Origin of the sequence: Mannheimia granulomatis, from assembly GCF_013377255.1 — a bacterium.
Classification (GTDB): domain Bacteria; phylum Pseudomonadota; class Gammaproteobacteria; order Enterobacterales; family Pasteurellaceae; genus Mannheimia; species Mannheimia granulomatis.
The window spans coordinates 1,466,799-1,489,244 of the sequence record NZ_CP016614.1 but is presented as its reverse complement, the minus strand read 5'-3'; the positions used below and the strand labels follow the sequence as shown (position 1 = coordinate 1,489,244).

19 protein-coding genes are annotated in these 22,446 nt (G+C 40.1%); 11 read left to right on the top strand and 8 right to left on the bottom strand.

The genetic code is table 11. The annotated features are described in order from the left end of the window. Nucleotides 1-235 precede the first annotated feature (235 nt). Both relA and ispC read left to right on the top strand, forming a co-directional pair. Nucleotides 236-2,434 (top strand): GTP diphosphokinase, encoded by a 2,199-nt coding sequence (gene relA, locus A6B41_RS06900; protein WP_027074372.1) that lies wholly within the window; start codon nucleotides 236-238, stop codon nucleotides 2,432-2,434. 64 nt (nucleotides 2,435-2,498) lie between these two features. Next, nucleotides 2,499-3,689 (top strand): 1-deoxy-D-xylulose-5-phosphate reductoisomerase, encoded by a 1,191-nt coding sequence (gene ispC / locus A6B41_RS06895; protein ID WP_027074373.1) that lies wholly within the window; start codon nucleotides 2,499-2,501, stop codon nucleotides 3,687-3,689. A 54-nt stretch (nucleotides 3,690-3,743) separates the two neighbouring features. Here ispC and nhaC read toward each other — a convergent pair whose 3' ends face one another. From nhaC to A6B41_RS06865, 6 genes are all read right to left on the bottom strand, one after another. Then, a complete protein-coding gene (gene nhaC / locus A6B41_RS06890) occupies nucleotides 3,744-5,144 on the bottom strand; it encodes a Na+/H+ antiporter NhaC (RefSeq protein WP_257792936.1) in 1,401 nt (466 codons plus the stop codon). A 45-nt stretch (nucleotides 5,145-5,189) separates the two neighbouring features. After that, nucleotides 5,190-6,767: an FAD-binding protein gene (locus A6B41_RS06885; RefSeq protein WP_027074375.1), complete on the bottom strand. Its 1,578-nt coding sequence runs from the start codon at nucleotides 6,765-6,767 to the stop codon at nucleotides 5,190-5,192. A gap of 80 nt (nucleotides 6,768-6,847) precedes the next feature. Then, nucleotides 6,848-7,654: an ABC transporter ATP-binding protein gene (locus tag A6B41_RS06880; RefSeq protein WP_027074376.1), complete on the bottom strand. Its 807-nt coding sequence runs from the start codon at nucleotides 7,652-7,654 to the stop codon at nucleotides 6,848-6,850. 14 nt (nucleotides 7,655-7,668) lie between these two features. Next, nucleotides 7,669-9,642 (bottom strand): dipeptide/oligopeptide/nickel ABC transporter permease/ATP-binding protein, encoded by a 1,974-nt coding sequence (locus tag A6B41_RS06875; protein WP_027074377.1) that lies wholly within the window; start codon nucleotides 9,640-9,642, stop codon nucleotides 7,669-7,671. Nucleotide 9,643: 1 nt separating this feature from the next. Further along, nucleotides 9,644-10,597 (bottom strand): ABC transporter permease, encoded by a 954-nt coding sequence (locus A6B41_RS06870; RefSeq protein WP_027074378.1) that lies wholly within the window; start codon nucleotides 10,595-10,597, stop codon nucleotides 9,644-9,646. A gap of 227 nt (nucleotides 10,598-10,824) precedes the next feature. After that, the gene (locus A6B41_RS06865; RefSeq protein ID WP_027074379.1) at nucleotides 10,825-12,408 is read right to left on the bottom strand and encodes an ABC transporter substrate-binding protein; all 1,584 of its coding nucleotides are present in this window, start codon (nucleotides 12,406-12,408) and stop codon (nucleotides 10,825-10,827) included. 213 nt (nucleotides 12,409-12,621) lie between these two features. On the opposite strand from A6B41_RS06865, the gene hemW reads away from it, so the two are divergent. From hemW to murQ, 7 genes are all read left to right on the top strand, one after another. Then, nucleotides 12,622-13,779, top strand: a complete 1,158-nt coding sequence (hemW, locus tag A6B41_RS06860; protein WP_027074380.1) for a radical SAM family heme chaperone HemW — start codon at nucleotides 12,622-12,624, stop codon at nucleotides 13,777-13,779. Nucleotides 13,780-13,920: 141 nt separating this feature from the next. Beyond that, on the top strand, nucleotides 13,921-14,952 hold the full coding sequence (locus A6B41_RS06855) for a virulence RhuM family protein (protein WP_027074381.1): 1,032 nt from the start codon (nucleotides 13,921-13,923) through the stop codon (nucleotides 14,950-14,952). 91 nt (nucleotides 14,953-15,043) lie between these two features. Continuing rightward, nucleotides 15,044-15,511, top strand: coding sequence for a thioredoxin-dependent thiol peroxidase (gene bcp / locus A6B41_RS06850; protein ID WP_027074382.1), 468 nt, complete (start codon nucleotides 15,044-15,046; stop codon nucleotides 15,509-15,511). Further along, complete coding sequence (gene gmhB / locus A6B41_RS06845) at nucleotides 15,511-16,059, top strand: D-glycero-beta-D-manno-heptose 1,7-bisphosphate 7-phosphatase (protein ID WP_027074383.1); 549 nt, start codon at nucleotides 15,511-15,513, stop codon at nucleotides 16,057-16,059. Before bcp ends, gmhB begins: the two co-directional genes overlap by 1 nt. A gap of 53 nt (nucleotides 16,060-16,112) precedes the next feature. Continuing rightward, nucleotides 16,113-16,952: an NADPH-dependent 7-cyano-7-deazaguanine reductase QueF gene (gene queF, locus A6B41_RS06840; RefSeq protein WP_027074384.1), complete on the top strand. Its 840-nt coding sequence runs from the start codon at nucleotides 16,113-16,115 to the stop codon at nucleotides 16,950-16,952. A gap of 204 nt (nucleotides 16,953-17,156) precedes the next feature. Beyond that, nucleotides 17,157-18,269 carry an anhydro-N-acetylmuramic acid kinase gene (locus tag A6B41_RS06835; RefSeq protein WP_027074385.1) on the top strand — a complete coding sequence of 371 codons (1,113 nt, stop codon included), beginning with the start codon at nucleotides 17,157-17,159 and terminating at the stop codon, nucleotides 18,267-18,269. Between the two features lie 24 nt (nucleotides 18,270-18,293). After that, nucleotides 18,294-19,208 (top strand): N-acetylmuramic acid 6-phosphate etherase, encoded by a 915-nt coding sequence (gene murQ / locus A6B41_RS06830; protein WP_027074386.1) that lies wholly within the window; start codon nucleotides 18,294-18,296, stop codon nucleotides 19,206-19,208. A 100-nt stretch (nucleotides 19,209-19,308) separates the two neighbouring features. Here the strand turns inward: murQ and prmB are convergent, their stop codons facing one another. Then, nucleotides 19,309-20,253 carry a 50S ribosomal protein L3 N(5)-glutamine methyltransferase gene (gene prmB, locus A6B41_RS06825; RefSeq protein WP_027074387.1) on the bottom strand — a complete coding sequence of 315 codons (945 nt, stop codon included), beginning with the start codon at nucleotides 20,251-20,253 and terminating at the stop codon, nucleotides 19,309-19,311. A 118-nt stretch (nucleotides 20,254-20,371) separates the two neighbouring features. Between prmB and smrB the strand changes: the two genes are divergently transcribed. Both smrB and A6B41_RS06815 read left to right on the top strand, forming a co-directional pair. Then, the gene (gene smrB, locus A6B41_RS06820; protein ID WP_027074388.1) at nucleotides 20,372-20,905 is read left to right on the top strand and encodes an endonuclease SmrB; all 534 of its coding nucleotides are present in this window, start codon (nucleotides 20,372-20,374) and stop codon (nucleotides 20,903-20,905) included. Nucleotides 20,906-20,979: 74 nt separating this feature from the next. Then, a complete protein-coding gene (locus tag A6B41_RS06815) occupies nucleotides 20,980-21,465 on the top strand; it encodes a YbaK/prolyl-tRNA synthetase associated domain-containing protein (protein ID WP_027074389.1) in 486 nt (161 codons plus the stop codon). A gap of 33 nt (nucleotides 21,466-21,498) precedes the next feature. On the opposite strand, the gene A6B41_RS06810 is transcribed toward A6B41_RS06815, so the two are convergent. Then, complete coding sequence (locus A6B41_RS06810; RefSeq protein WP_027074390.1) at nucleotides 21,499-22,254, bottom strand: alpha/beta hydrolase; 756 nt, start codon at nucleotides 22,252-22,254, stop codon at nucleotides 21,499-21,501. Nucleotides 22,255-22,446: the final 192 nt, after the last annotated feature.

Sequence of the window (22,446 nt, the reverse complement as noted above, 5' to 3'; positions counted from 1 at the left end):
ATTTAAAAATAAAAACGCCAATATTGTAATCAAGAGCGTAACTCTGTGCAAATGATTGTGCCAATAGGTTTGATTTATCACAATGTTATTACCTCTTAATGAGTAATGTGATTTCAAGGTTGGCATTAAATTTTCATAAAAGGGTAAATTTTTTTTGAAATTCCACGTATAATTAGCCTTCATTCCGAGCTGTTACAAGCGGTTATTTTTTCGTGAAATTTTACAAGGAGGCTGAATGGTTGCAATTCGTTATTCCCACCAACTTGACCCGAATAATTTTGAATTGGCGAGTTGGAGTGAGAGCTTGAATATGTCGCCGGTTACCTTTGAAAAAATTCAACAGGCTTGGTTGTATGCTCAAGAAAAGCTGGATACCGATTATAGTTTGATGTGGTATGGCATCGAAATGGTGGAGGTGCTACACGGACTGAATATGGATGATGACAGCCTCGTTGCAGCCTTACTATTTCCTCTCGTTAAGCACAATATTATTGATTTGGTTCAATTAAAAGACGATTTTAGCAATCAAATTAAGAATTTGGTGAAAGGTGTTCTCGAAATGGAGAATATTCGCCAATTAAGTGCTAACAATGTCTCGGATCTGCAAATTGATAATATTCGTCGAATGTTGCTTGCAATGGTTGATGATTTCCGCTGTGTGGTTATCAAATTAGCCGAGCGGATCGCCTATTTGCGTGAAGGTCGCCACCACTCGGAAGAAGATACGGTTCTAGCTGCTAAAGAGTGTTCACATGTTTATGCCCCCCTTGCTAACCGTTTAGGCATTGGTCAGCTTAAATGGGAGCTGGAAGATTATTGCTTCCGTATTCTTCACCCTGTCTCTTATACCCAAATTGCCAAATTTGATTTAGCTGAACGCAGATTAGATCGTGAACGCTATATTGCAAATTTTGTGGCAGATTTGACCGCTTGTTTATCGCCTGAAATTGAGAGCGTGCAGATTTACGGCCGTCCGAAGCATATTTACAGCATTTGGAAAAAAATGCAGAAAAAGAGTTTGAAGTTCAATCAGTTATTTGATATTCGTGCGGTCCGCGTCATTGTTCCTACCTTGGAAGATTGTTATACCGCTTTGGGTATTATTCATACCAAATACCAACATCTGCCGGAACATTTTGATGATTATATCGCAAACCCGAAACCGAACGGCTATCAATCTCTGCATACTGTTGTGTTAGGTGAGGGAGATAAAGCGATTGAAGTCCAAATTCGTACTCAACAAATGCACGATGATGCAGAGCTTGGTGTCGCTGCTCACTGGAAGTATAAAGAAGGGGCGACAGCAGGGCGTTCGGGTTATGAGGAAAAAATTGTTTGGTTACGTAAATTACTTGAATGGCAAAATGATCTTGCCGATTCCGGTGATATGGTGGCAGAAATGCGTTCACAAATATTTGATGATCGTGTTTATGTCTTTACGCCAAGAGGTGAGGTAATTGATTTACCACAAAAAGCCACACCACTTGATTTTGCTTATGCGATTCATAGTGAAATCGGACATCGTTGTATTGGGGCAAAAGTAGCCGGGCGAATTGTACCCTTTACTTACCATTTACAAATGGGTGATCAAGTTGAGATCATCACTCAAAAACAACCAAATCCAAGCCGAGATTGGCTCAATCCAAATGCGGGGTTTGTAAATACAGGCAAGGCTCGCTCGAAAATCATCGCTTGGTTTAAAAAATTAGATAGAGAAAAGCATATTCCAATTGGTAAAGAAGCGCTTGAAGCAGAGATGGCGAAATATGGCTTTACCCTTAAACAGATTGAAGAATACGCTTTACCTCGTTACAACCTCAAACAGTTTGATGATCTATATGCTGGCATTGGTGGTGGCGATATTCGCTTAAATCAACTGATGCACTACCTGCAATCTAAATTAATCAAACCAACTGCTGAGCAAGAAGATGAAGCGGTGTTAAAGCAGGTAAACAAAAACAGTAATCAACCAAAGCAAAGCAAAGGCTATGTGATTGTTGAAGGTGTAGGGAATTTAATGCACTCCATTGCCCGCTGTTGTCAGCCGATTCCGGGCGATGAAATAGTCGGTTATATTACTCAAGGGCGAGGAATCTCCATTCATCGAGCCGATTGTGAACAACTATATGAGTTGCTCAGTATTAACCCTGAGCGGGTTGTTGAAGCCGATTGGGGAGAAGGCTATGCTTCGGGACTAAGTTTGACTATTCGCGTAATTGCTAATGACCGTAACGGTTTATTACGAGATGTAAGTGCAATCATGGCAAATGAGAAAGTCAATGTGCTTGGGGTATCCAGCCGTACTGATGTCAAACGTAGCATTGCTACCATTGATATGGAAATTCAGCTCAATAATGTAGAAATTTTAAATAAATTATTAGCCAGAGTAGCCCAATTAGATGATGTGATTGAGGCAAAACGTCTATCCAGTTAAGCACGTGGAATTTGTAAAAATTTGATAAAAAACGACCGCTTGTCGGATTAAAAAGAGAACAATAATGGAAAAATTAGTGATTTTAGGCTCAACCGGATCTATTGGGAAAAGTACCTTATCGGTTGTAGACAAAAATAAAGAAAAATATGAGGTTTTTGCTTTAGTAGGGGGACGAAATGTAGCGTTGATGGCGGAACAATGTCAACAATATCAACCTCAGTTTGCAGCATTAGATGATGAAGATGCTGCTTTAGCACTTAAAAGCGAGCTATCGAAATTAAAGCTAAAAACAGAAGTATTAGCCGGACAACAAGCGATTTGTGATCTTTCTGCGCATCCACAGGTGGATATGGTGATGGCGGCAATTGTAGGCGCAGCCGGTTTATTGCCGACGCTTTCAGCTGTTAAAGCGGGTAAAAAGGTTTTATTGGCAAATAAAGAATCGCTGGTAACTTGTGGTCAGCTTTTTATTGATGAGGCCAGTCGGTCCGGCGCAAAATTACTGCCTGTCGATAGCGAACATAATGCAATTTTCCAAGCCTTACCACCAGAAGCACAACAGAAAGTTGGTTTTTGTCCGTTATCTGAATTGGGGGTGAGCAAAATTATCTTAACCGGTTCGGGTGGGCCGTTTAGAACCAAGCCATTGACTGAGTTTGAGAACATTACCCCGGCTCAAGCGGTGGCTCATCCAAATTGGTCTATGGGTAAAAAGATTTCGGTAGATTCGGCAACGATGATGAACAAAGGCTTAGAATATATCGAAGCTCGTTGGTTGTTCAATGCTAGTGCCGATGAGATGGAAATTATTATCCATCCACAATCTATTATTCACTCGATGGTACGTTATATTGATGGTTCAGTGATTGCTCAAATGGGAAATCCGGATATGTGTACTCCAATTGCTCACACAATGGCATATCCAAATCGTATTGATGCTGGTGTGGCGCCATTAGATTTCTTTAAGTTAAAAGAATTGACTTTTATTGAACCGGATTTTTCTCGTTATCCGAACTTAAAATTAGCTATTCAAGCCTTTGCCGAAGGGCAGTATGCAACAACTGCAATGAATGCGGCAAATGAAATTGCGGTTGAGGCATTTTTACATGAACAAATTCGTTTTATTGATATTGTGAACATAAACCGGACTGTAGTTGAAAATATCGCACCAATTCAAGTTAAAGAAATTGCCGATGTGCTACATATTGATAAGTTGGCAAGAGAATTGGCTAAACAAGCGGTGATGCAGCTATAATTTTAAACGCAGAGATAAAAAATGCCTACAAATCTGTAGGCATTTTTTTATGAGTTAGTTTGCTTTTTTGCTGATAGTTACACCGGTAAATCCAAAGATAAGGGTTAGGATTAAGCAGAGATAGCAGAAGAAAGCATAAGGCAAATAATCAATTACAGAGACATTGAGTACGCTACTGATAAATACACCACAAACGCTCCATGGCACCAGAGGGTTGATTACTGTACCTGCATCTTCTAAAGTACGTGAGAGGTTTTTCGGCTCTAAGCCTAAACGTTCGTAAGTGGAGCGGAAAGTATTGCCTGATAATAATAGGCTCAAATATTGTTCTCCGATTAAGACATTAATTCCCACCGCAGTGCTTGCTACTACAAGCGTAACTCGCCCTGTACTGGTTAAGAAACCTTTGATACCTTCGAGTAAAGCCGGTAATACGCCAAGAGCTTGCAATAATCCACCTAAACTTAGTGCTAATACCACAATACTGATGGTAAAGAACATGCTGCTAATGCCACCACGAGAAATGAGTGAGGCAACTTCACCTAAGTTTAAGTTTTCTGCAGGTTTGTATCCTGTGAAAAAGTAAGAACCGAGTTGTTCTAGGCTAGGAGAGCTATGTGTGTAAGTAATAATAAGTGATAATACAACAGTAGTAACGATAATATAGATTGAATTTACACGTTTTATCGCCATTAAAATTAAGGTGGCGAAAGGTAGTAATGAATAACCATGAATTAACCCAGTGGCTTGTAAATTCGTTTTTAAGTTTTCAATATTAGCGAAATCGTATACATCAGCAGGTTCGGTCAATAACCAAAGGAAAATAGCAGTTAAGATCCATGCAGGAATAGTGGTGTACATCATGTTGCGGATATGCGCAAACATATCAATACTTACCGTTGAAGCTGCGATAGCTGTGGTATCTGAAAGTGGTGACATTTTATCGCCAAAGAATGCCCCTGATACTACGGCACCGGCAACAATTGCAGGATCAGCTCCGAAAGCTGAACCCATTCCAATAAAGGCAACGCCGATAGTAGCTGTTGTAGTTAAACTACTCCCTAATGCAACACCTGTAATAGAGCTTAATGCAAAAGCTGAGATATAGAAAAATTCAGGTGAAATACTGGTTAAGCCGTAATACATTAAAGTTGGAATTGCGCCGGACATCATTAATGCAGAAACTAATAACCCGATGAAAAAGAATAAATAAATAGCGCCAATGCCCGACATTAAGCCTTTAGCCATACCTTCTTGCATATCTTTAAAAGGAATTTTATTGACTAAGCCGAAAAGTAATAAGGTAATGACAACCAATAAAATAGAAATTTGAGGAACCCAACCTAGTTTGATCATGGTTACCCCTAAAATAAAAACAGTGATAATAGACAATAACACTGCGGTACTCGGTTTTAGCTTAAGCAGGTAGCTATTCATTTGTACTCCTAAGGTAATTTTAATTTTTGATGCCTAAAACAAGGTTTGCATTATAGACTAATTTTACTTAACTAAGTAGTGTGCGCCTAAACTCTTCTCATTCAACATTTGATTAACTACTAACTGAGCGGTTTTTAATGCGTTGTAAATTTCAATTCCTTGAAATTGTGCGTGATAAATCGGGTCGAATCTTTGTTCCAATTGCGCTAATTCATTTAATAATAGGGTGAGATTTTCAACGGTACGATAAATATTTGCATATAATGCCATTTTTTCGCGAATAGTTGAAAGCACTTCACTGGAGGTAAGTGTTAGCTGTGCATTAGGCGGTGTAAGCTGATTTAATGAATTTTCTACCTCTGCAAGCGGTAATATTTTGTGATTTTTTTGCAAATGAGTTGCAAGCGAATGTTTAATTTTAGCGATTGAACGTTTGGCAAACACCAAACCACCGCCTACTGAATTACCCCCCATACGATTTGCCCCTTCGATACAATGAGCAATTTCACCAATAGCAAATAAACCTTGAACATGGCTTTCCCCCCATTCATCAATCTGAATTCCACCATTACAGCTGTGAGCAAAAGGCTTAATTGCAATTTTATTTTTGACTAAATCAATTCCTACCTCATTTTTCAGCCAGCTTAGATAGACTGTATAAAATTCTTCTTTATCTTCATAGAGTTTAGGGCTGTATTTAAGATAAACTCCTTTTTCAGACGGATTTTCTAATAAATGTTTCATCATGACTAAATCAAATTCCACACAGTCAAAGTCAAGGCTAAATGGGGCATAGTGGCTTCTTTCAAGCATCATTTTAGCAAATTGTTCTGTGCTTAAATGTGGAAACAGATTATTGCCATGAGAGTCGGTAATTTCGTTCACATATTTTAGGGTATGTTCACCAAATAAAACTTTATATTTAGGTTCAACAAAGGCAGGAATAAATTGGATAAAGGGTAAATTGACCAATTTTGCCCCGGCTTTTTGAGCGATGGAGTGCAAAGAGCCAATGACATCTACAGGGTAAAGATTATCTTTATACAACCCTGCAATGCCGCCAGCTGCCAAAATAATATAGGGGGTTTTGCAAAAAATATACGAAATTTGACCGCTTGTATTAAGCGAGAACACCGCACCTTCTACTTGATTATTCTCGCTGACAATATGTAACAGGGTAGCATTTTCATAAAAAGGAATTTGCTGCTCTTCTAAAATTTGTTTGGCACGAATTGCAGACTCTCGCCAATCTTTAATCAGATAAATCGGTCTTGGATATTTAGCAAAGCAAGCCGGGCGATTGTCGTTACGTTTCCAAGGCTTGAAACCAATTCGATTTAATAATTCAATTGCTTGAGGAGAATCTTCAATATAGGCTTGCACCACATTAGGATTAATTTTGCCTTGACCGATACGCTCAATATCTTCTCGAAAATGGGCGTGATCGCTTTCATCACCTGTTACTTGAATCCCAAGGGTTGCTTTAAGCGGAAAATAGCTCGCTCCTGAGCCAATGGTCGATTTGCTGATAAGCAGCGCATTGAGGCCCTTGTTTTTTGCCTCAACAGCCGCTGAAAGCCCGGCAATGCCGGATCCTACAATGAGTAAATCGGTTTCTATAGTTTGAGTAATTTTAATCATATTCGATTTCTAAAAAACAAGCGGTAAAATTCTGTTGAAATTTTACCGCTTGTATAATCAAAGCTCAACCTAAAGCTGAATTAGAGTAGAGAAGGCGCCGCCTCAATTAAGGTGCGAGTGTATTCTTTCGTCGGATTTTCAAATACATCTACCGCATTTCCCATTTCCACAATTTGTCCGCCATTCATTACCACGATTCGGTCGGAAACTTGGTGAACAGTTTGTAAGTCATGTGAAATAAATACCATCGCAAGATTTAGCTCTTTTTTCAAATCGGCTAACAGGTTAAGTACCTGTGCACGAACTGATACATCAAGGGCTGAGGTTGGTTCATCAGCTACAATCAGTTTTGGATTTAATGCTAATGCACGAGCAATTGCAACCCGTTGTTTTTGACCGCCCGATAAACGGGTTGGCTCAACCAGTGCAGCTGAGCGTGGTAAACCTACACGAGAAAGTAAGTCGTAAACGCGTTTTTCACGCTCTTGCGGTTGTAAAATATTATGAATATCCATTGGATCTTTTAAAATATCCAACACTCTCATACGAGGATTCAGTGCTGTTGCCGGGTCTTGGAAAATTACAGACACTTGGCTGCCGAAATATTTACGTGCTTGTGCACTACCATATTTCATTTCCAAACCGTTGAATTTTACTGTGCCGGAAGTCGGCTTTTGCAAGCCGATAATCACATTCGCAAGGGTTGATTTGCCACAGCCAGATTGACCTACTAAGCCAACTGTTTCACCTGCGTGGATAGCAAGGCTGACATCATTAACCGCGGTGAATTTTTTCGGGTTAAATAATGTACCATCACGGGAGGCAAATTGGACAACAATATTGGATAGTTCAATAATCGGTTGTTCTTTGACGAATTTCATACTCATAGTATTGCCCTCCTCTATACTTCTTTAGCGGCTTGTTTATCTTCTAAGTGTGATGCCCAGAAGTGTTGTGGATGATCACCTGTCGGTACAAGTTTCAACCGTTGCTCAGGGTTTGCATCCGGTCTTAATGAACGGCTTGCAAAACGGTCACCTTTGGCAAAATCGAACGGTGAAGGTACACTGCCCGGAATTTGATATAAGCGTTCAGCACGAAGTTCGGTTGAAAGCACAGAGCCTAATAGGCCACGGGTATATTCGTGAGTCGGGTTTGCCAACAATGGAGTTGTTGGAGCGGTTTCAATCACTTGACCTGCATACATTACCGTAATGTGGTGTGCAATTTGTGCCACTAACGCTAAGTCGTGGCTTACGAATACCATTGCAAAACCAAGCTTTTCACGTAATTCATTTAATAGTTTAATCACTTCGGCTTGAACAGTTACGTCTAATGCTGTTGTCGGCTCATCGGCAATTAACAGTTTCGGCTCACGGGCTAATGCCATTGCAATTAACACACGTTGACGTTGCCCCCCGGAAAGCTCATGTGGATAGCGGTTAAGCGTTTTTTCAGGATCTAATTTCACCCATTTTAATAAAGTCTCGGCAGATTGTTTACCACCACGGCTAATTAATTGTGCCATTTGGTCTTTAATACGCATTGATGGGTTTAACGCACTCAACGCATCTTGGTAAATCATTGAGATTTCATGACCACGTAGAGCATTCAAATCTGCAGATTCCAATAAGTTATGTTGTTTGCCTGAACGGTCGGTGAACAGAATTTCACCGGTAATTTTTGCCGTTTTCGGTAATAATCCCATAATAGAGAATGCTGTAATAGATTTACCACAACCTGATTCACCTACTAATCCCATTGTTTCACCTTCATGAACGGTAAAGCTGATGTTATCTACAAGCGGAGTTTCACCGTAACGATTTGGGAAGCGAATGGATAAGTTTTTCACTTGTAGAATTGGTTTTGCATTCGGGTTTAATTGCATACGGTCAGTACGCGTTGTTTCTTTTTCATTTAATTTGAGTAAGTAACGTTTTAACGCAAGTGTTTCAGACATTGCTTCTTGAACATCTGTTGCTAACGGTTTAGCTACATCTTCTTTGCTTTGGGTAGAACGTTTAAGTTTTGGATTCACTAATGCATCAGTTAAACCTTCAGCAAGAATGTTTAATGCCAATACAGTTAATAAAATCATAATACCGGCAAAGGTTGTTGCCCACCAGAAACCACTTAATACTAAGTTACGACCTTCAGATAAGATATTACCCCAAGATGGGAACGGAGGTTGTACACCGGCACCTAAGAATGAAAGTGAAGCCTCAAATACAATTGCATCGGCAACCATTACTGTTGCGAATACCAATACAGGGGCTGCGGTATTACGTACTACGTGTTTTAAAAGAATATAAGTACGGCTACCACCGATTACACGCTCTGCACGCACATAATCTTCTTCCCACTGAGCCACCACGTTTGCACGTACAACACGAGCGAGCTGTGGCGTATAAACTATCGCAATGGTTACGATAATTACAGGGACAGAGTTACCAAAGGTAGCAAGTAATACAGCCGCTAATGCGATACCCGGAAATGCCATTAAGATATCCATAAATCGCATAATCACTTCGTTACCGAATTTGTCTGCGGTTGCCGCGGTTGCACCTAAGATACTACCAAAGATAATGGCAACGCCTACCGCGCCTAAACCGATAAATAGTGATGTTCTTGCACCCCATACCATACGCGAGAAAATATCACGTCCTAAGCGGTCTGTACCGAATAAATATTCGCTGCTTGGAGCTTGCACAGGGCGAATTGTTTGTAGCGGGTCGTAAGTTGCAACCCAAGGGGCAAATACGGCAACTAATGCGACAAATACAATAAAGAATAGGGCGATTTTTGAACTTGTTGATAATGCTCTAAATCTTGCACCGCCTGAAGCAAGTCGAGCAGCTAATCCTTGGCGAAACATATTATAAACTCCGAATTTTTGGATTAATGAGCAAGTAGAGAATATCAACAATGATATTCACCAACACGAAAGTAAATGCAATGGTTAAAACCACACCTTGCACAAGGTTTAAGTCGTGGTTAACAATACCATTAAAAATTAATTTACCCATGCCCGGTAAGTCGAAGATTTGTTCAATAACCACCGCACCACCTAATAAGTATCCTACACGTAAACCTAATACGGTAACAGGAGTAATTAATGCATTACGTAATACGTTATGGCGGATAACAGTTGGGTAAGGCACGCCATTACCGATTGCAGTACGTACATAGTCTTTATCCATTTCTTCTACCATTGTTGTACGCACAACACGAATTAATGAGGCACATACCGGTACAGCAAGGGCAAGTGATGGGAGAATCATTGAGTTTACATAGCCTTTCGGATCTTCACTAAACGGCACAAAGCCGCCTGAAGGTAACCAGTCTAACTTAAGAGAGAAGTATTGGATTAATAAAATACCCAACCAGAAAGAAGGTGTTGCAACCGCAGCGACAGAAATTAAACGGATGAGTTGGTCTACCCAAGTATCACGGTAAAGTGCAGCAGTTACACCTAAAGTGAAAGAGACAATAGCAGCTAAAAATACACCGATAAAAGTCAACTGTAATGTAAGTGGGAATGCTTTGGCAATCATATCCACAATAGGCTGTTCCGGTGGTGTTGTCATCCCGAAATCAAGTACGAATAGATTACCTAAAAAGCGAAGATATTGAACAATGAGAGGATCGTTTAACCCGTGTTGCTCACGGTAAATTTCTTTTGCTGCTTCGCTAGCGCTTTCACCAAGTGCGACCGTTGCCGGATCACCGGGGGTAAATTGTAGAACGATAAATACAAGGGCAGTTACGCCTAAGATCATTACCGGCAGAGCCATAAGGCGACGCCATAATAATCGGAGTATAATTTCCATTTTCTTCTCCTTGAGTGTAGTTACACTCCAAAAATAATTCTAAGTTTACCTACACAATAAAATAATCAGCATGTAGGATTATAAATGAAAATATAGACAGAGGTGATAAGAATTTTGAGTGATATAAGCAATATAGCTTAAAATTACATCTTTTAAGTTTTATGCAAGCGGTAAAATTTTGAGAGAATTTTACCGCTTGCTTTCGCTTGCTTTATTAGTCTTTACGATTATTTAGCCAGACCAACACCAATGAATGACATACCTGTTGTTGGTAACGGTTGGAAACCGGTTAATACTTTGTCATTCCAAGCAGTTGGTAATTTACGGTGAATAATCGGATAAAGTGGAACTTGTTCAGCAATGATATTAATCGCTTTTGTCCAAGCCTCTTTAGATGCCGCAGGATTTTTTGCAGCTTCATCAAGTAGTTTTTGAACTTCTGCATATTCAGCTGTTTCAGACCAACGGAAGCGGCGTTTCGGCCATACATCACCACGATACCACCAGCTTAATAATAAGTCTAAGTCATTACCGAATACAGATGGGTCACCCGGGGCAACAACTACTTCATAGGCACCTTTATCTACATGAGTGCCATATAATGCACCTGATTGTAAGTGTTTAAGTGATACTTTAACGCCTTTTAATGCGTTCCAAGACTCAAGAATTAATGGCGCACACTCTTTTACCCAAGAGTGGTCTGTTGCTAATAATTCAAACTTCAACTCTTTTACACCAGCTTCGGCTAATAACGCTTCTGCTTTTGCTTTATCAAAATCATATTGCGATGTTGCTTTTACGTAATCCGGGTGAGTATCTTGAACATAAGAACTGGCTGCTTTTGCATTGCCTAAGAATACCACATCGATTAATTTTTGTGTGTCTAAACCATAGTGTAATGCTTGGCGAACTTTCGGATTGTTAAACGGTGCTTTTTCACAGTTAAACATTAAGAATAATAAGCCAAATGATTGTACTGACTCCACTTTACCTTTACGTTTTAAACGCTCTGCATCTAAGTAAGGTACAGATTCAATTGCTTGTACACGACCTGATTCTTGTGCGGTTACACGCGCTGCATCATCAGATAATAAGAACCAAGTCATTTTTTCTACTTGAGCCGGATATTGACCATTGTAGTCTGCGAATGCTTCAAACACGATACGGTCATCTTTAGTCGCAGAAACAAATTTATATGGACCGGTACCAACCGGGCTTGCGTCAAATGCAGCTTGGCCTGCTTCCACTAATGCTTTTGGTACGATTTTAACGATAGTTAAACGCTCTTTGAATAACGCAAATGGATATTTCAATTTGAATTCAACGACTTTTTCATCAACTTTTTTCACCGTATCAATAAATGGAATGAACTGTGCGAAAAGTGATGCTTTTGCCGGATCTAATACTCGCTCAAATGAGTAAACTACGTCTTCTGTAGTTACCGGGTTACCGTTATGGAATTTTGCTCCGTCGCGTAATGTGATACGATAAGTAACATCATCTACTTTTTCAGGTTCTGCCGCAGCTAATGCTAAATATGGCTTACGAGTGGCTGGGTGCAAGTCCACGAGGCCTTCAAAAATATGGAGGTTTGCCGCCATTGATGAAGCACCACTTGAGGTAAGAGGGTCGAATCCGGTTGAGATAGGATAAGCGATTCCCGCTTCAATAGCTGAGCCGGCACTGGGTGCGGCAACCGCTTTAGAGGTAAAAGTACCTAAAGTCCCACTAAATGCCATACCGGCGCCAACACCAGCCATTAATTTCATAAAACCACGACGAGATTCGTTGTGTTCAAAATGTTTTGTCATAGTAACGCTCCTTTGAGGTCGTATCATTTTATTGAAGTGAATTTGTCAAAACTCACGATTATTTTGAATCAAATTTATCATATCATTAACTGTGAAGTGGTAAAGCGGCAATGTTTGAATTTGTGATCTAGTTCACGAAAAATCTTTACTTTCCACCTAGCCTGCTTTTCGCTATTATTTAGCACCATATAGAAATATAACGAAATATTCACAGTGACACTAATTCTACCCCCTTTAAGCCTTTATATCCATATTCCTTGGTGTGTGCAAAAATGCCCTTATTGCGATTTTAATTCTCATGCCCAAAAAGGATTGATTCCCGAACAGGAATATATTCAGCATCTACTTGCAGATTTATCGCAAGATTTGACCGCTTACCAGGCAGCTATTGGCGATCGCAAACTACATTCTATTTTTATTGGCGGCGGCACACCAAGTCTTTTTTCTGCTGAGGGAATTAGCCACCTATTAAATGAAGTAGAAAAACGCATTGCTTTCGAACCCAATATTGAAATTACATTAGAAGCCAACCCCGGTACTGCTGAAGCCGAACGTTTTTTAGGTTACGCTCACGGTGGAGTGACTCGTATTTCAATGGGGATTCAAAGTTTCGAGCAGGAAAAATTACTTAAATTAGGGCGAATTCACGATGCGAACGAGGCAAAACAAGCGGTTATTTTTGCTCAAAATTCTGCAAAATCAGGCTTACAAAGTTTCAATATTGATTTAATGCACGGTTTGCCGAATCAATCGGTTAAGCAAGCCTTGGCGGATTTAGAAACCGGCATTTCGCTCAATCCTCCGCATTTATCGTGGTATCAACTTACTATTGAGCCAAACACGATGTTCTACTACCGCAAGCCGACTTTGCCCGATGATGACCAATTGTGGGATATTTTCGAGCAAGGGCATCAACTTTTAACCGCTGCCGGCTATGAGCAATATGAAACTTCAGCCTATGCGAAAAAAGGCTTTCAATGCCGACACAATTTAAATTATTGGCGATTTGGCGATTACCTCGCTATTGGTTGTGGTGCACATGGTAAAATCAGCTACCCTAATGGTGAAATTTACCGTTTTTCCAAAACTAAGCACCCCAAGGGATATATGCGGGGGGAATACCGCTACAGCCAAGATTTGGTTGAGCTCGAGGATCGCCCCTTTGAGTTTTTTATGAACCGCTTCCGCTTACTTGAAGCTACGCCCAAGCAAGAGTTTGAATGGTTTACGGGATTAGACCGAGAAGTCGTTCGTCCAACAATGGAATGGGCGCTAAGCCAAAACTATATTTCTGAAACCCCAACCCATTGGCAAATTACTCAACACGGAAAACTGTTTTTAAATGAACTATTGGAAGGTTTTTTGGAATAGTTTGCAAGAAAATAGCAAAATTCAACCGCTTGTCATGAAAATGACAAGCGATTTTTTGTGATCTCGCTCGAAAAAATCTGATTTTTTACTAGACAAAAAAACAGTATTCAGTAGGATACCTCTCACGAATAAGGAGAGTTTATGACCAGCAAACAAATCCGCAATAGCACCGCTGAATTTTTGATTTTTACTCAACAAAATAGCGAAGAAAATATCACCGTTCGCTATGAAAATAATGAAATTTGGCTCACGCAAAAGTTGATTGCACAGCTTTTTGACTGTTCAACTGACAATGTTTCTCTACATTTGAAAAATATTTTTAATAGTGGTGAGCTTGATGTTAATTCAGTTACCGAGGATTTCTCGGTAACTGCCGCAGATGGCAAAAACTACAAGACCAAACATTACAATCTTGATGCGGTGATTTCAGTCGGCTATCGAGTGAACTCTATTCGGGCAACTCAATTTCGCCAATGGGCAACGAAAATTCTGCGGGATTTTGCTCAAAAAGGTTATGTGATTGATCGCCAAAGAATGGAAAACGGTACTTTTCTAAACGAAGACTATTTTGAACAGTTACTGGCTGAGATTAGGGAAATTCGTTTATCAGAGCGGCGTTTTTACCAAAAAATTACTGATATTTACGCCACTGCTGTGGATTACAACAAAGATACACCAACGACTAAGCAATTTTTTGCAACAGTACAAAATAAATTACATTTTGCGATTCACCAACATACTGCCGCTGAATTGATTTATGAACGAGCAGATAGTGAAAAACCGAATATGGGGCTGACTAATTGGGCAAAATCACCCGATGGCAAGATCTTAAAAAGTGATGTGGCGGTTGCAAAAAATTATTTAACTGCGGAAGAGCTCAAAGAATTAGGACTGATTGTGAATGCCTTTTTAGATTTAGCCGAAAGACGAGCGAGACGTAAAATTCCAATGACAATGGAAGATTGGGCGAAACGATTGGATATTTTCTTGAATGCTGATGATTTGCCACTTTTGGCAAATAAAGGAAAAATCAGTCTTGAGTCAGCCAAATTACACGCTGAAAGTGAATTTGAAAAATATCGGATAGTGCAAGATAGACTGTTTGAAAGTGATTTTGACAAAGTATTAAAGGAAGCCTTACTCACTGAAAATCAGTATTGCCCGAAGTTATAAGAGAAAACGGCTATAAGGTGCAAATTTTTTGCCAAGTCTGACCGCTTGCCGTGTATAATGCAAGCGGTCTTTTTTTAGGAATTTTTTACAAATGAACAGATTACAAACAGGCGATAAAGCTCCTGAATTTACATTGCTCGATCAAAACGAAAATAGCATTTCCTTAAACCAATTTCGAGGCAAAAAAGTGTTGGTTTATTTCTACCCGAAAGCTCTTACACCCGGCTGCACCACACAAGCGTGCGGCTTGCGTGATAGTAAATCAGAGCTAGATGAATTGAATGTAGTGGTGCTTGGTATTAGCCCGGATTTACCGAAAAAATTGGCTCAATTTGTTGAGAAAAAGGAACTGAATTTTACTTTATTATCTGATCCTGAACACAAAATTGCTGAAGCCTTTGGCGTGTGGGGTGAGAAAAAATTCTTAGGTAAAACTTATGATGGTATTCACCGCATTAGCTTTTTAGTCAATGAGCAAGGCGTGATTGAGCAAGTTTTCGATAAATTCAAAACCGGCGAGCATCACCAAATGATCGTAGATTATGTGCGAGGTCAATAATGGGTAAAAAAGCGATTTTTTTAGACCGTGACGGCACACTGAATATCGATCACGGCTATGTGCATAAAATTGATGATTTTCAATTTATCGAAGGTGTCGGCAAAACGCTCAAACAGCTGCAAGATAAAGGCTATTTGCTGGTGCTGGTCACTAACCAATCAGGGATTGCACGTGGCTATTTTAGCGAAGATCAATTTATGCAATTAACCGAATGGATGGACTGGTCGCTGGATGAAGATTACGGCGTGGTGCTAGACGGCATCTATTACTGCCCGCATCACCCTGAGGGCAAAGGTGAATACCGAGAAGATTGTGATTGCCGCAAGCCAAAAGCAGGCATGTTTTTGCAGGCGATCAAAGATTTAAACATTGAGCCTGCACAATCTTATATGGTAGGCGATAAATTAGAAGATATGCTTGCTGCTGAAAACGCAGGCGTGAAAACAAAAGTGTTAGTACGTACCGGTAAAGCAATAACCCCAGAAGGTGAAGCCAAAGCGGATTTAGTGCTAGACAGTTTGGTAGATATAATCAGATATATTAAGTAATTTTTATTGTGAGATAAATTAATCCTCCCACAAAAGGAGGAGTAAGGAAATAAATGAACTACAACGACAAATCTCTTGATGCCTTAAAACTAGGGCAAAAAACAGAATATAAAAGCGAATATGATCCAACTTTACTACAAACAGTCCCTCGCAAACTCAATCGTGACGGTTTAGGTATTACTGAAACTCAGCCCTTTAATCAAGGTGCTGATATTTGGACTTGCTACGAACTTTCTTGGTTGAACCGAAACGGTTTACCACAGGTGGCGATTGCTGATGTAGCGATTGATTTCCAAAGTGAAAACTTAATTGAATCGAAAAGCTTTAAGCTCTACTTAAATAGTTTTAATCAATCAAAATTTGATTCAATAGAAGCTGTAGAAAAGACTATCCAAGCTGATCTTGCTCATTGTGCAAGCGGTCAAGTTTCAGTAAAAATTTACAAATTAGGCCACTACACTCAGCAGCCGATTGTAGATTTTGAAGGCGAATGCATTGACGAGCAGGATATTCAAATTGATAGCTATGCCTTTTCTACCGATTATTTGGAAAATGTGGCAAGCGGTGAAGCGGTGGAAGAAACGTTAGTCAGCCATTTGCTGAAATCAAACTGCTTAATTACTTCTCAACCTGACTGGGGCAGCGTACAAATTTGCTACCAAGGTAAAAAATTAGATCGTGAAAAACTATTGCGCTATCTGGTTTCTTTCCGTGAGCACAATGAATTCCACGAGCAGTGTGTGGAGCGGATTTTCTGTGATTTAATGCAGTTCGCCAAACCGGAAAAACTGACTGTTTACGCACGCTACACAAGACGGGGTGGTTTGGATATTAATCCGTTTCGTTCCAATTTTGAAAGTGTGCCGGAAAATTTACGAATGGCAAGGCAGTAAATCATTTGTTACTTTCTTTGCTTCGCCAAAGAAAGTAACCAAAGAAAGGCGACCCGAACTTCGCTGCTTTCTTCGCTTTGTTTGAATTTGCTTGACGAAAAAATTTAAAACTCGCTTGCTTTGCAAGCTCAGACACTAAATTTTTTCTACAAATTCAAAGTCGCTCAGGCAGCTCAGACGGGACAAGGGAGCAACAATTAGAGAATGATGAAAGACTATTACATCGGCGTAATGTCCGGCACCAGCCTTGATGGCGTGGATATTGCCTTAATGGATTTTGCAAAAAATCCCCCCAAAATGGCCGCTTGTGATTTCATCCCAATGCCGGAAGATTTACGTTCAGATATTTCTGCGTTGCTGAAAAGAGGCGAAACCACGTTGCAAAAATTCGGTGAAATTGACCACCGTTTGGGCTTGCTTTATGCCGAAAGCATTAATGCTTTTTTAGCAAAAAATCAACTTAAAGCAGAAGATATTACTGCCATTGGCTGCCATGGGCAAACAGTCTGGCATTCGCCAAATTCTGATTACCCATTTACTACCCAAATTGGCAATATGAATCTAGTTGCCGCTCAAACGGGCATTACTACTATTGCCGATTTTCGCCGAAAAGATATGGCGTTTGGTGGGCAAGGGGCACCACTTGTGCCGGCATTTCACCAAGCAATTTTCGGTTCCTCAAACCGTTTAACGGTGGTGCTGAACATTGGGGGCATCAGCAATATTTCGGTGTTAAACCCTCATCAACCCACCATTGGTTATGATGTGGGGGCAGGTAATACGCTGATGGATAGTTGGATAGAAAAACATCAAGGCAAAAGGTACGATAAAAACGGTGAATGGGCGATGAGTGGCGAGGTGGATGAAGCTCTGCTTGCGGAATTACTAAATGAGCCGTTTTTTGCCAAAGCACCGCCGAAAAGCACCGGGCGAGAGCTGTTTAATTTAAGCTGGCTTGCAAAAAAATTACAAAATTTTACCGCTTGTAAGCCCGAAGATGTGCAACGCACCTTAGCTGAATTTACCGCACAAAGCATTGCTAATGAATTAGTTCGATTAGAAAATACACTGCCTTGCTTGCTGTTAGTCTGTGGGGGCGGAGCGAGAAACCCGTTATTAATGGCACGTTTATCCGCCTTACTACCAAACTGGAACGTGACAATAACAAATGACTACGACTTAGATATTGATTATGTAGAAGCAGCTGCATTTGCTTGGCTTGCTTATCAACGTATACACAATTTGCCTAGTAATATGCCAAGCGTGACAGGGGCAAAACAGGCGGTTAGCTTAGGCGTGATTTATCCTGCCGAATAAATGCAAAAGAGAGTAAAAGCTAAAATGAGCGAAAAAAATTTACTGAACGCCCTAGGGCAGATGATTACCGAGCAGCGTAACCCGAATTCAATGAAAATTGATGAGCTTTCAGCATTAGAGATTCTGCAGGTTATCAATAATGAAGATAAGCAAGTGCCGCTTGCAGTGGAAAAATGTTTACCGCAAATTGCCTTGGCAGTAGAAAAAATTGTAGCAGCATTTCAGCAAGATGGGCGATTGATTTATATCGGGGCAGGGACAAGCGGTCGCCTAGGTGTGTTAGATGCTTCAGAATGTCCGCCCACTTATGGCGTAAAACCTGAAATGGTGGTGGGGTTAATTGCCGGTGGCGAGAGAGCTTTACGCTTCCCGGTTGAAGGGGCAGAAGATAACCGTGAGCAGGGGAAAATAGATTTACAAGCGGTCAATTTTTGTGAAAAAGATGTATTAGTCGGTATTGCAGCAAGTGGGCGAACGCCTTATGTCCTTGGGGCGATAGAGTATGCCAATAGTCTTGGGGCGACTACCGTTTCGATCGCCAGTAACCCTGATTCTGTAATGGCGCAAATGGCTGATATTGCAATCGATACTGTTGTAGGAGCAGAAGTGCTGACAGGTTCCAGCCGAATGAAATCGGGTACGGCACAAAAATTAGTGCTGAATATGTTGACGACAACTTCGATGATTTTAATCGGCAAATGCTACCAAAATTTGATGGTGGATGTGCAGGCTACTAACGAAAAACTGAAAGCTCGAGCAATTCGTATTGTGATGCAAGCTACAGATTGCCAACCTGAGCAGGCTGAATTTACGTTACAAGTAGCAGAAAATAACGCTAAATTAGCAATTATGATGATTTTAGGTAATTTAGATAAGCAAGAGGCCGAAAGTTTATTAGCACAAAATCAAGGAAGGTTGCAAAAAGCACTCGCCGTTTGATTGTAAGGACGCACCATGTGCGTCCCAATTTTATTTGCAAAAAATAATCTAATTTTGACCGCTTGCGGATGCACTCGGCACATCTCTACAAATGAGCTTATTAAGCAAATAAATGTCGATGTTTTATTAACTCTTCTTTAGTTAAACTAAACACCCCTAATCCACCATGTTCAAATTCAAGCCAATTAAACGGCACAGTTGGAAATTGTTCGATTAAATGCACCATACTGTTACCTACTTCACACACAAGCAGACCGTTATCGTTTAGATAATCAGCTGCTTCGGCAAGAATTCGTTTGGTTATATCCAAACCATCTGCCCCGGAACCTAATGCCAATTCCGGCTCATGGTGAAATTCTTGAGGCATATCGCCTAAATCTTCAGCATCCACATAAGGTGGGTTGGTAACAATGAGATCGTATTTATCTTGCGGAATATCATTAAATAAATCAGAGCTAATTGGAAATACTCGGTGTGAAACTTGGTGACGTTCAATATTAATTTGAGCAACATCTAAGGCATCAAGGGATAAATCTACTGCATCAACCTCTGCCTCAGGAAATCGCTCTGCACAGGCAATCGCAATACAGCCGCTACCGGTACACATATCTAAAATACGGTGCGGTTCATTTTTAATAATGCCTTTAAAGCCTTTTTTAATCAGTTCACCAATTGGTGAACGTGGCGCAATCACACGCTCATCCACATAATATTCAGCACCACAGAACCAGGCAGAGTTGGTTAAATAAGCAACCGGTTTGCGAGATCCTAAACGTTCAAATACTAAGTTAATTATGCGTTCTTTTTCTACTTGGGTTAAGCGAGAGGAGTAGAGTGCTTCAGGCACATCAATAGGCAAATGAACAGCAGCAAGCACAAGCTGTTGAGCTTCATCCCAAGCGTTATCGTAACCGTGTCCATAATAGAGATCGGAAGCGTTAAAATAGCTATAGATCCAACGCATCATATCTTGAATAGTAGCTAGATCATCAGCTACCGGTAGAGAAGAAATTTCATCAAGAAGTTCGGTATTGTATTTAAACATTTTTGTTGCCTTATCTTTGGTTAGATTTTGGGATTTGTGAAATTGCTGTTTTATACCATATTTCGCTTTATGTTAGAATGTAAAAGTGAATGAAAAGGACAAGATTATGACTAATAAAATGCTAGATGATGAATTTGCCTTATTTAGAGAGGCAGCAAAAGGCACGAAAAAAATCAAACAAGATACCTTTGTGCCGAAAAGTGAGCCCCGCAAAAAATTAAATGAGTTAAGAGAGCTGAAAGAAAAAGCCGATACTGAATTTTATTTTTCTGATGAATATGAACCACTGTTAAAAGAGGAAAATGAGAAGGTCAAATATCTGCGTGAAGATATAGATCCTTATATCCTTAAACAGCTTCGCCGTGGTGATTTCCAACCGGAACTGTTTTTAGATTTACACGGTTTGAGCCGAGAAAAAGCGAAGAAAGAATTAGCTGCTTTGATTTTGGCTTGTGAGAGAGAGAAAGTTTATTGTGCCAGTATTATGACCGGCTTTGGTACGCGTACGCTAAAAGATCAAATTCCTCGCTGGTTAGTGCAGCATCCGAAAATTATTGCCTTACACCAAGCTCCGAAAGAGTGGGGCGGAGATGCCGCCATTCTTATTTTAGTAGAGCAGCCGGAAAATCCGGAAAAAATGTTTGGACGGTAATTTTGTGAGAAAAAGTGTAAAATTTTCATAAAAAATGACCGCTTGGAGTTATTTTTATTGAGAAAGGATAAGTGATGTCAGAAAAAACGTTTCAAACCCTATCTGCATTATTAGATTCACACCAAGCTCGTTACCGAGTGGTTGAGCATTCTTCTGCCGGTAAGTCGGAAGAAGTGGCAAAAATTCGAGGAACTGAACTTGGGCAAGGTGCAAAAGCGTTAGTTTGTAAAGTGAAAGGTAATGGTGTAAAACAAGCTGTACTTGCTATATTACCGGCAGATTACCAAGCAGATTTAAGCAAAGTGGCTGAACATCTTGGCGGGCTTAGAGCTTCATTGGCAAGCCCGGCAGAGGTAGCAGAATTGACAGACTGTGTATTTGGCGCTATTCCGCCTTTTAGTTTTCATGCAGACTTAATGTTAGTTGCCGATCCTAGTTTACTGGAGCGTTATGATGAGCTTGCTTTTAATGGCGGCACTTTGGAACGTTCGATTATCTTGAGTACCGAAGACTATAAAAGCATTGTTAATCCCACATTAGTGAAATTTGCGAAATCTTAAATGAATCCCTCATACCAGCGTGTATGAGGTTTTTTATGGTGCTAAAAATTCTACAATTTTACCAATCGCGACATCCATTAATTTCGGATTAGAAAAAGCGTGATCTGCTCCTTCAACAGGCAGTAATTCGATCACATTATTTTCTGCAAACTGCTGTGAAACGCTTAACGGTACCATTTCATCTTCCGTACCGTGCAAAATAAGAATGTTATCTGCCACATCCAGATAATCATTTTGGAAAATATCGCCTGCTTTCAACTCATCAAAAAATGCTTTGCTGATTTTCATTTGGCGATCAAACCCCCACAAAATTTCTTTACCTTTTGCCAGTTTTTGACGCTCCTCTTCACTCATTCTGTTCATCAATGAATAGTAAATTTGCACCGCAGGCGAACGCAACACGATTTTACGAAACGGATTGCCGTTCTCAGCGATATATTTTAACGTTAAATAACCACCGAAACTGGTGCCGTAGGCATAGATATTTTGGACATTGAGGGTATTGTGTACGTAATCGATCACAAGTTGAAGATAAGCCTGACACTCCGCCACCGATAATTTTTTTCGGGCGTCCGCCCCGTGGCAAGGGAAATCAAAGGCAATTGCCGCATAACCTTTATATTTTGAAGTTAAACGCTCACCGAATTTAGTGTTTGATTTTAACTCTTTTGATGAGCCGAAACCGTGTAGAATAACCACTATATTATCAATGGCATTCAAGTCTTTTTCATAAAATAATTTACAACGAACACTAAACCCTTGTTCGTTAATATCGAATAATTTTTCCATTTTTATGCTCGTGCAGTAAGATCTTCCTCTTTTACTCAAGAGGAGTCGGATTCCGAATATTGAGGTAAAAATTCCAGCTATTCTAGCATTTTTTAAGTACAAGCGGTCGGATCAGCGGATTTAATTGCAAATTTTCCACAAAATTTTACCGCTTGCTACTAGCCAAGTTTTAGGCATGTTTATAGAATACGC

Bases quoted from the DNA above. Each gene is read 5' to 3' on its own strand.
- bcp (WP_027074382.1), top strand. From the start codon at position 15,044: ATGAACAGATTACAAACAGGCGATAAAGCTCCTGAATTTACATTGCTC.
- A6B41_RS06875 (WP_027074377.1), bottom strand. From the start codon at position 9,642: ATGTTTCGCCAAGGATTAGCTGCTCGACTTGCTTCAGGCGGTGCAAGA.
- smrB (WP_027074388.1), top strand. From the start codon at position 20,372: ATGCTAGATGATGAATTTGCCTTATTTAGAGAGGCAGCAAAAGGCACG.
- A6B41_RS06880 (WP_027074376.1), bottom strand. From the start codon at position 7,654: ATGAGTATGAAATTCGTCAAAGAACAACCGATTATTGAACTATCCAAT.
- queF (WP_027074384.1), top strand. From the start codon at position 16,113: ATGAACTACAACGACAAATCTCTTGATGCCTTAAAACTAGGGCAAAAA.
- A6B41_RS06815 (WP_027074389.1), top strand. From the start codon at position 20,980: ATGTCAGAAAAAACGTTTCAAACCCTATCTGCATTATTAGATTCACAC.
- relA (WP_027074372.1), top strand. From the start codon at position 236: ATGGTTGCAATTCGTTATTCCCACCAACTTGACCCGAATAATTTTGAA.
- A6B41_RS06865 (WP_027074379.1), bottom strand. From the start codon at position 12,408: ATGACAAAACATTTTGAACACAACGAATCTCGTCGTGGTTTTATGAAA.
- A6B41_RS06870 (WP_027074378.1), bottom strand. From the start codon at position 10,597: ATGGAAATTATACTCCGATTATTATGGCGTCGCCTTATGGCTCTGCCG.
- murQ (WP_027074386.1), top strand. From the start codon at position 18,294: ATGAGCGAAAAAAATTTACTGAACGCCCTAGGGCAGATGATTACCGAG.
- A6B41_RS06885 (WP_027074375.1), bottom strand. From the start codon at position 6,767: ATGATTAAAATTACTCAAACTATAGAAACCGATTTACTCATTGTAGGA.
- A6B41_RS06835 (WP_027074385.1), top strand. From the start codon at position 17,157: ATGATGAAAGACTATTACATCGGCGTAATGTCCGGCACCAGCCTTGAT.
- prmB (WP_027074387.1), bottom strand. From the start codon at position 20,253: ATGTTTAAATACAATACCGAACTTCTTGATGAAATTTCTTCTCTACCG.
- gmhB (WP_027074383.1), top strand. From the start codon at position 15,511: ATGGGTAAAAAAGCGATTTTTTTAGACCGTGACGGCACACTGAATATC.
- ispC (WP_027074373.1), top strand. From the start codon at position 2,499: ATGGAAAAATTAGTGATTTTAGGCTCAACCGGATCTATTGGGAAAAGT.
- A6B41_RS06810 (WP_027074390.1), bottom strand. From the start codon at position 22,254: ATGGAAAAATTATTCGATATTAACGAACAAGGGTTTAGTGTTCGTTGT.
- A6B41_RS06855 (WP_027074381.1), top strand. From the start codon at position 13,921: ATGACCAGCAAACAAATCCGCAATAGCACCGCTGAATTTTTGATTTTT.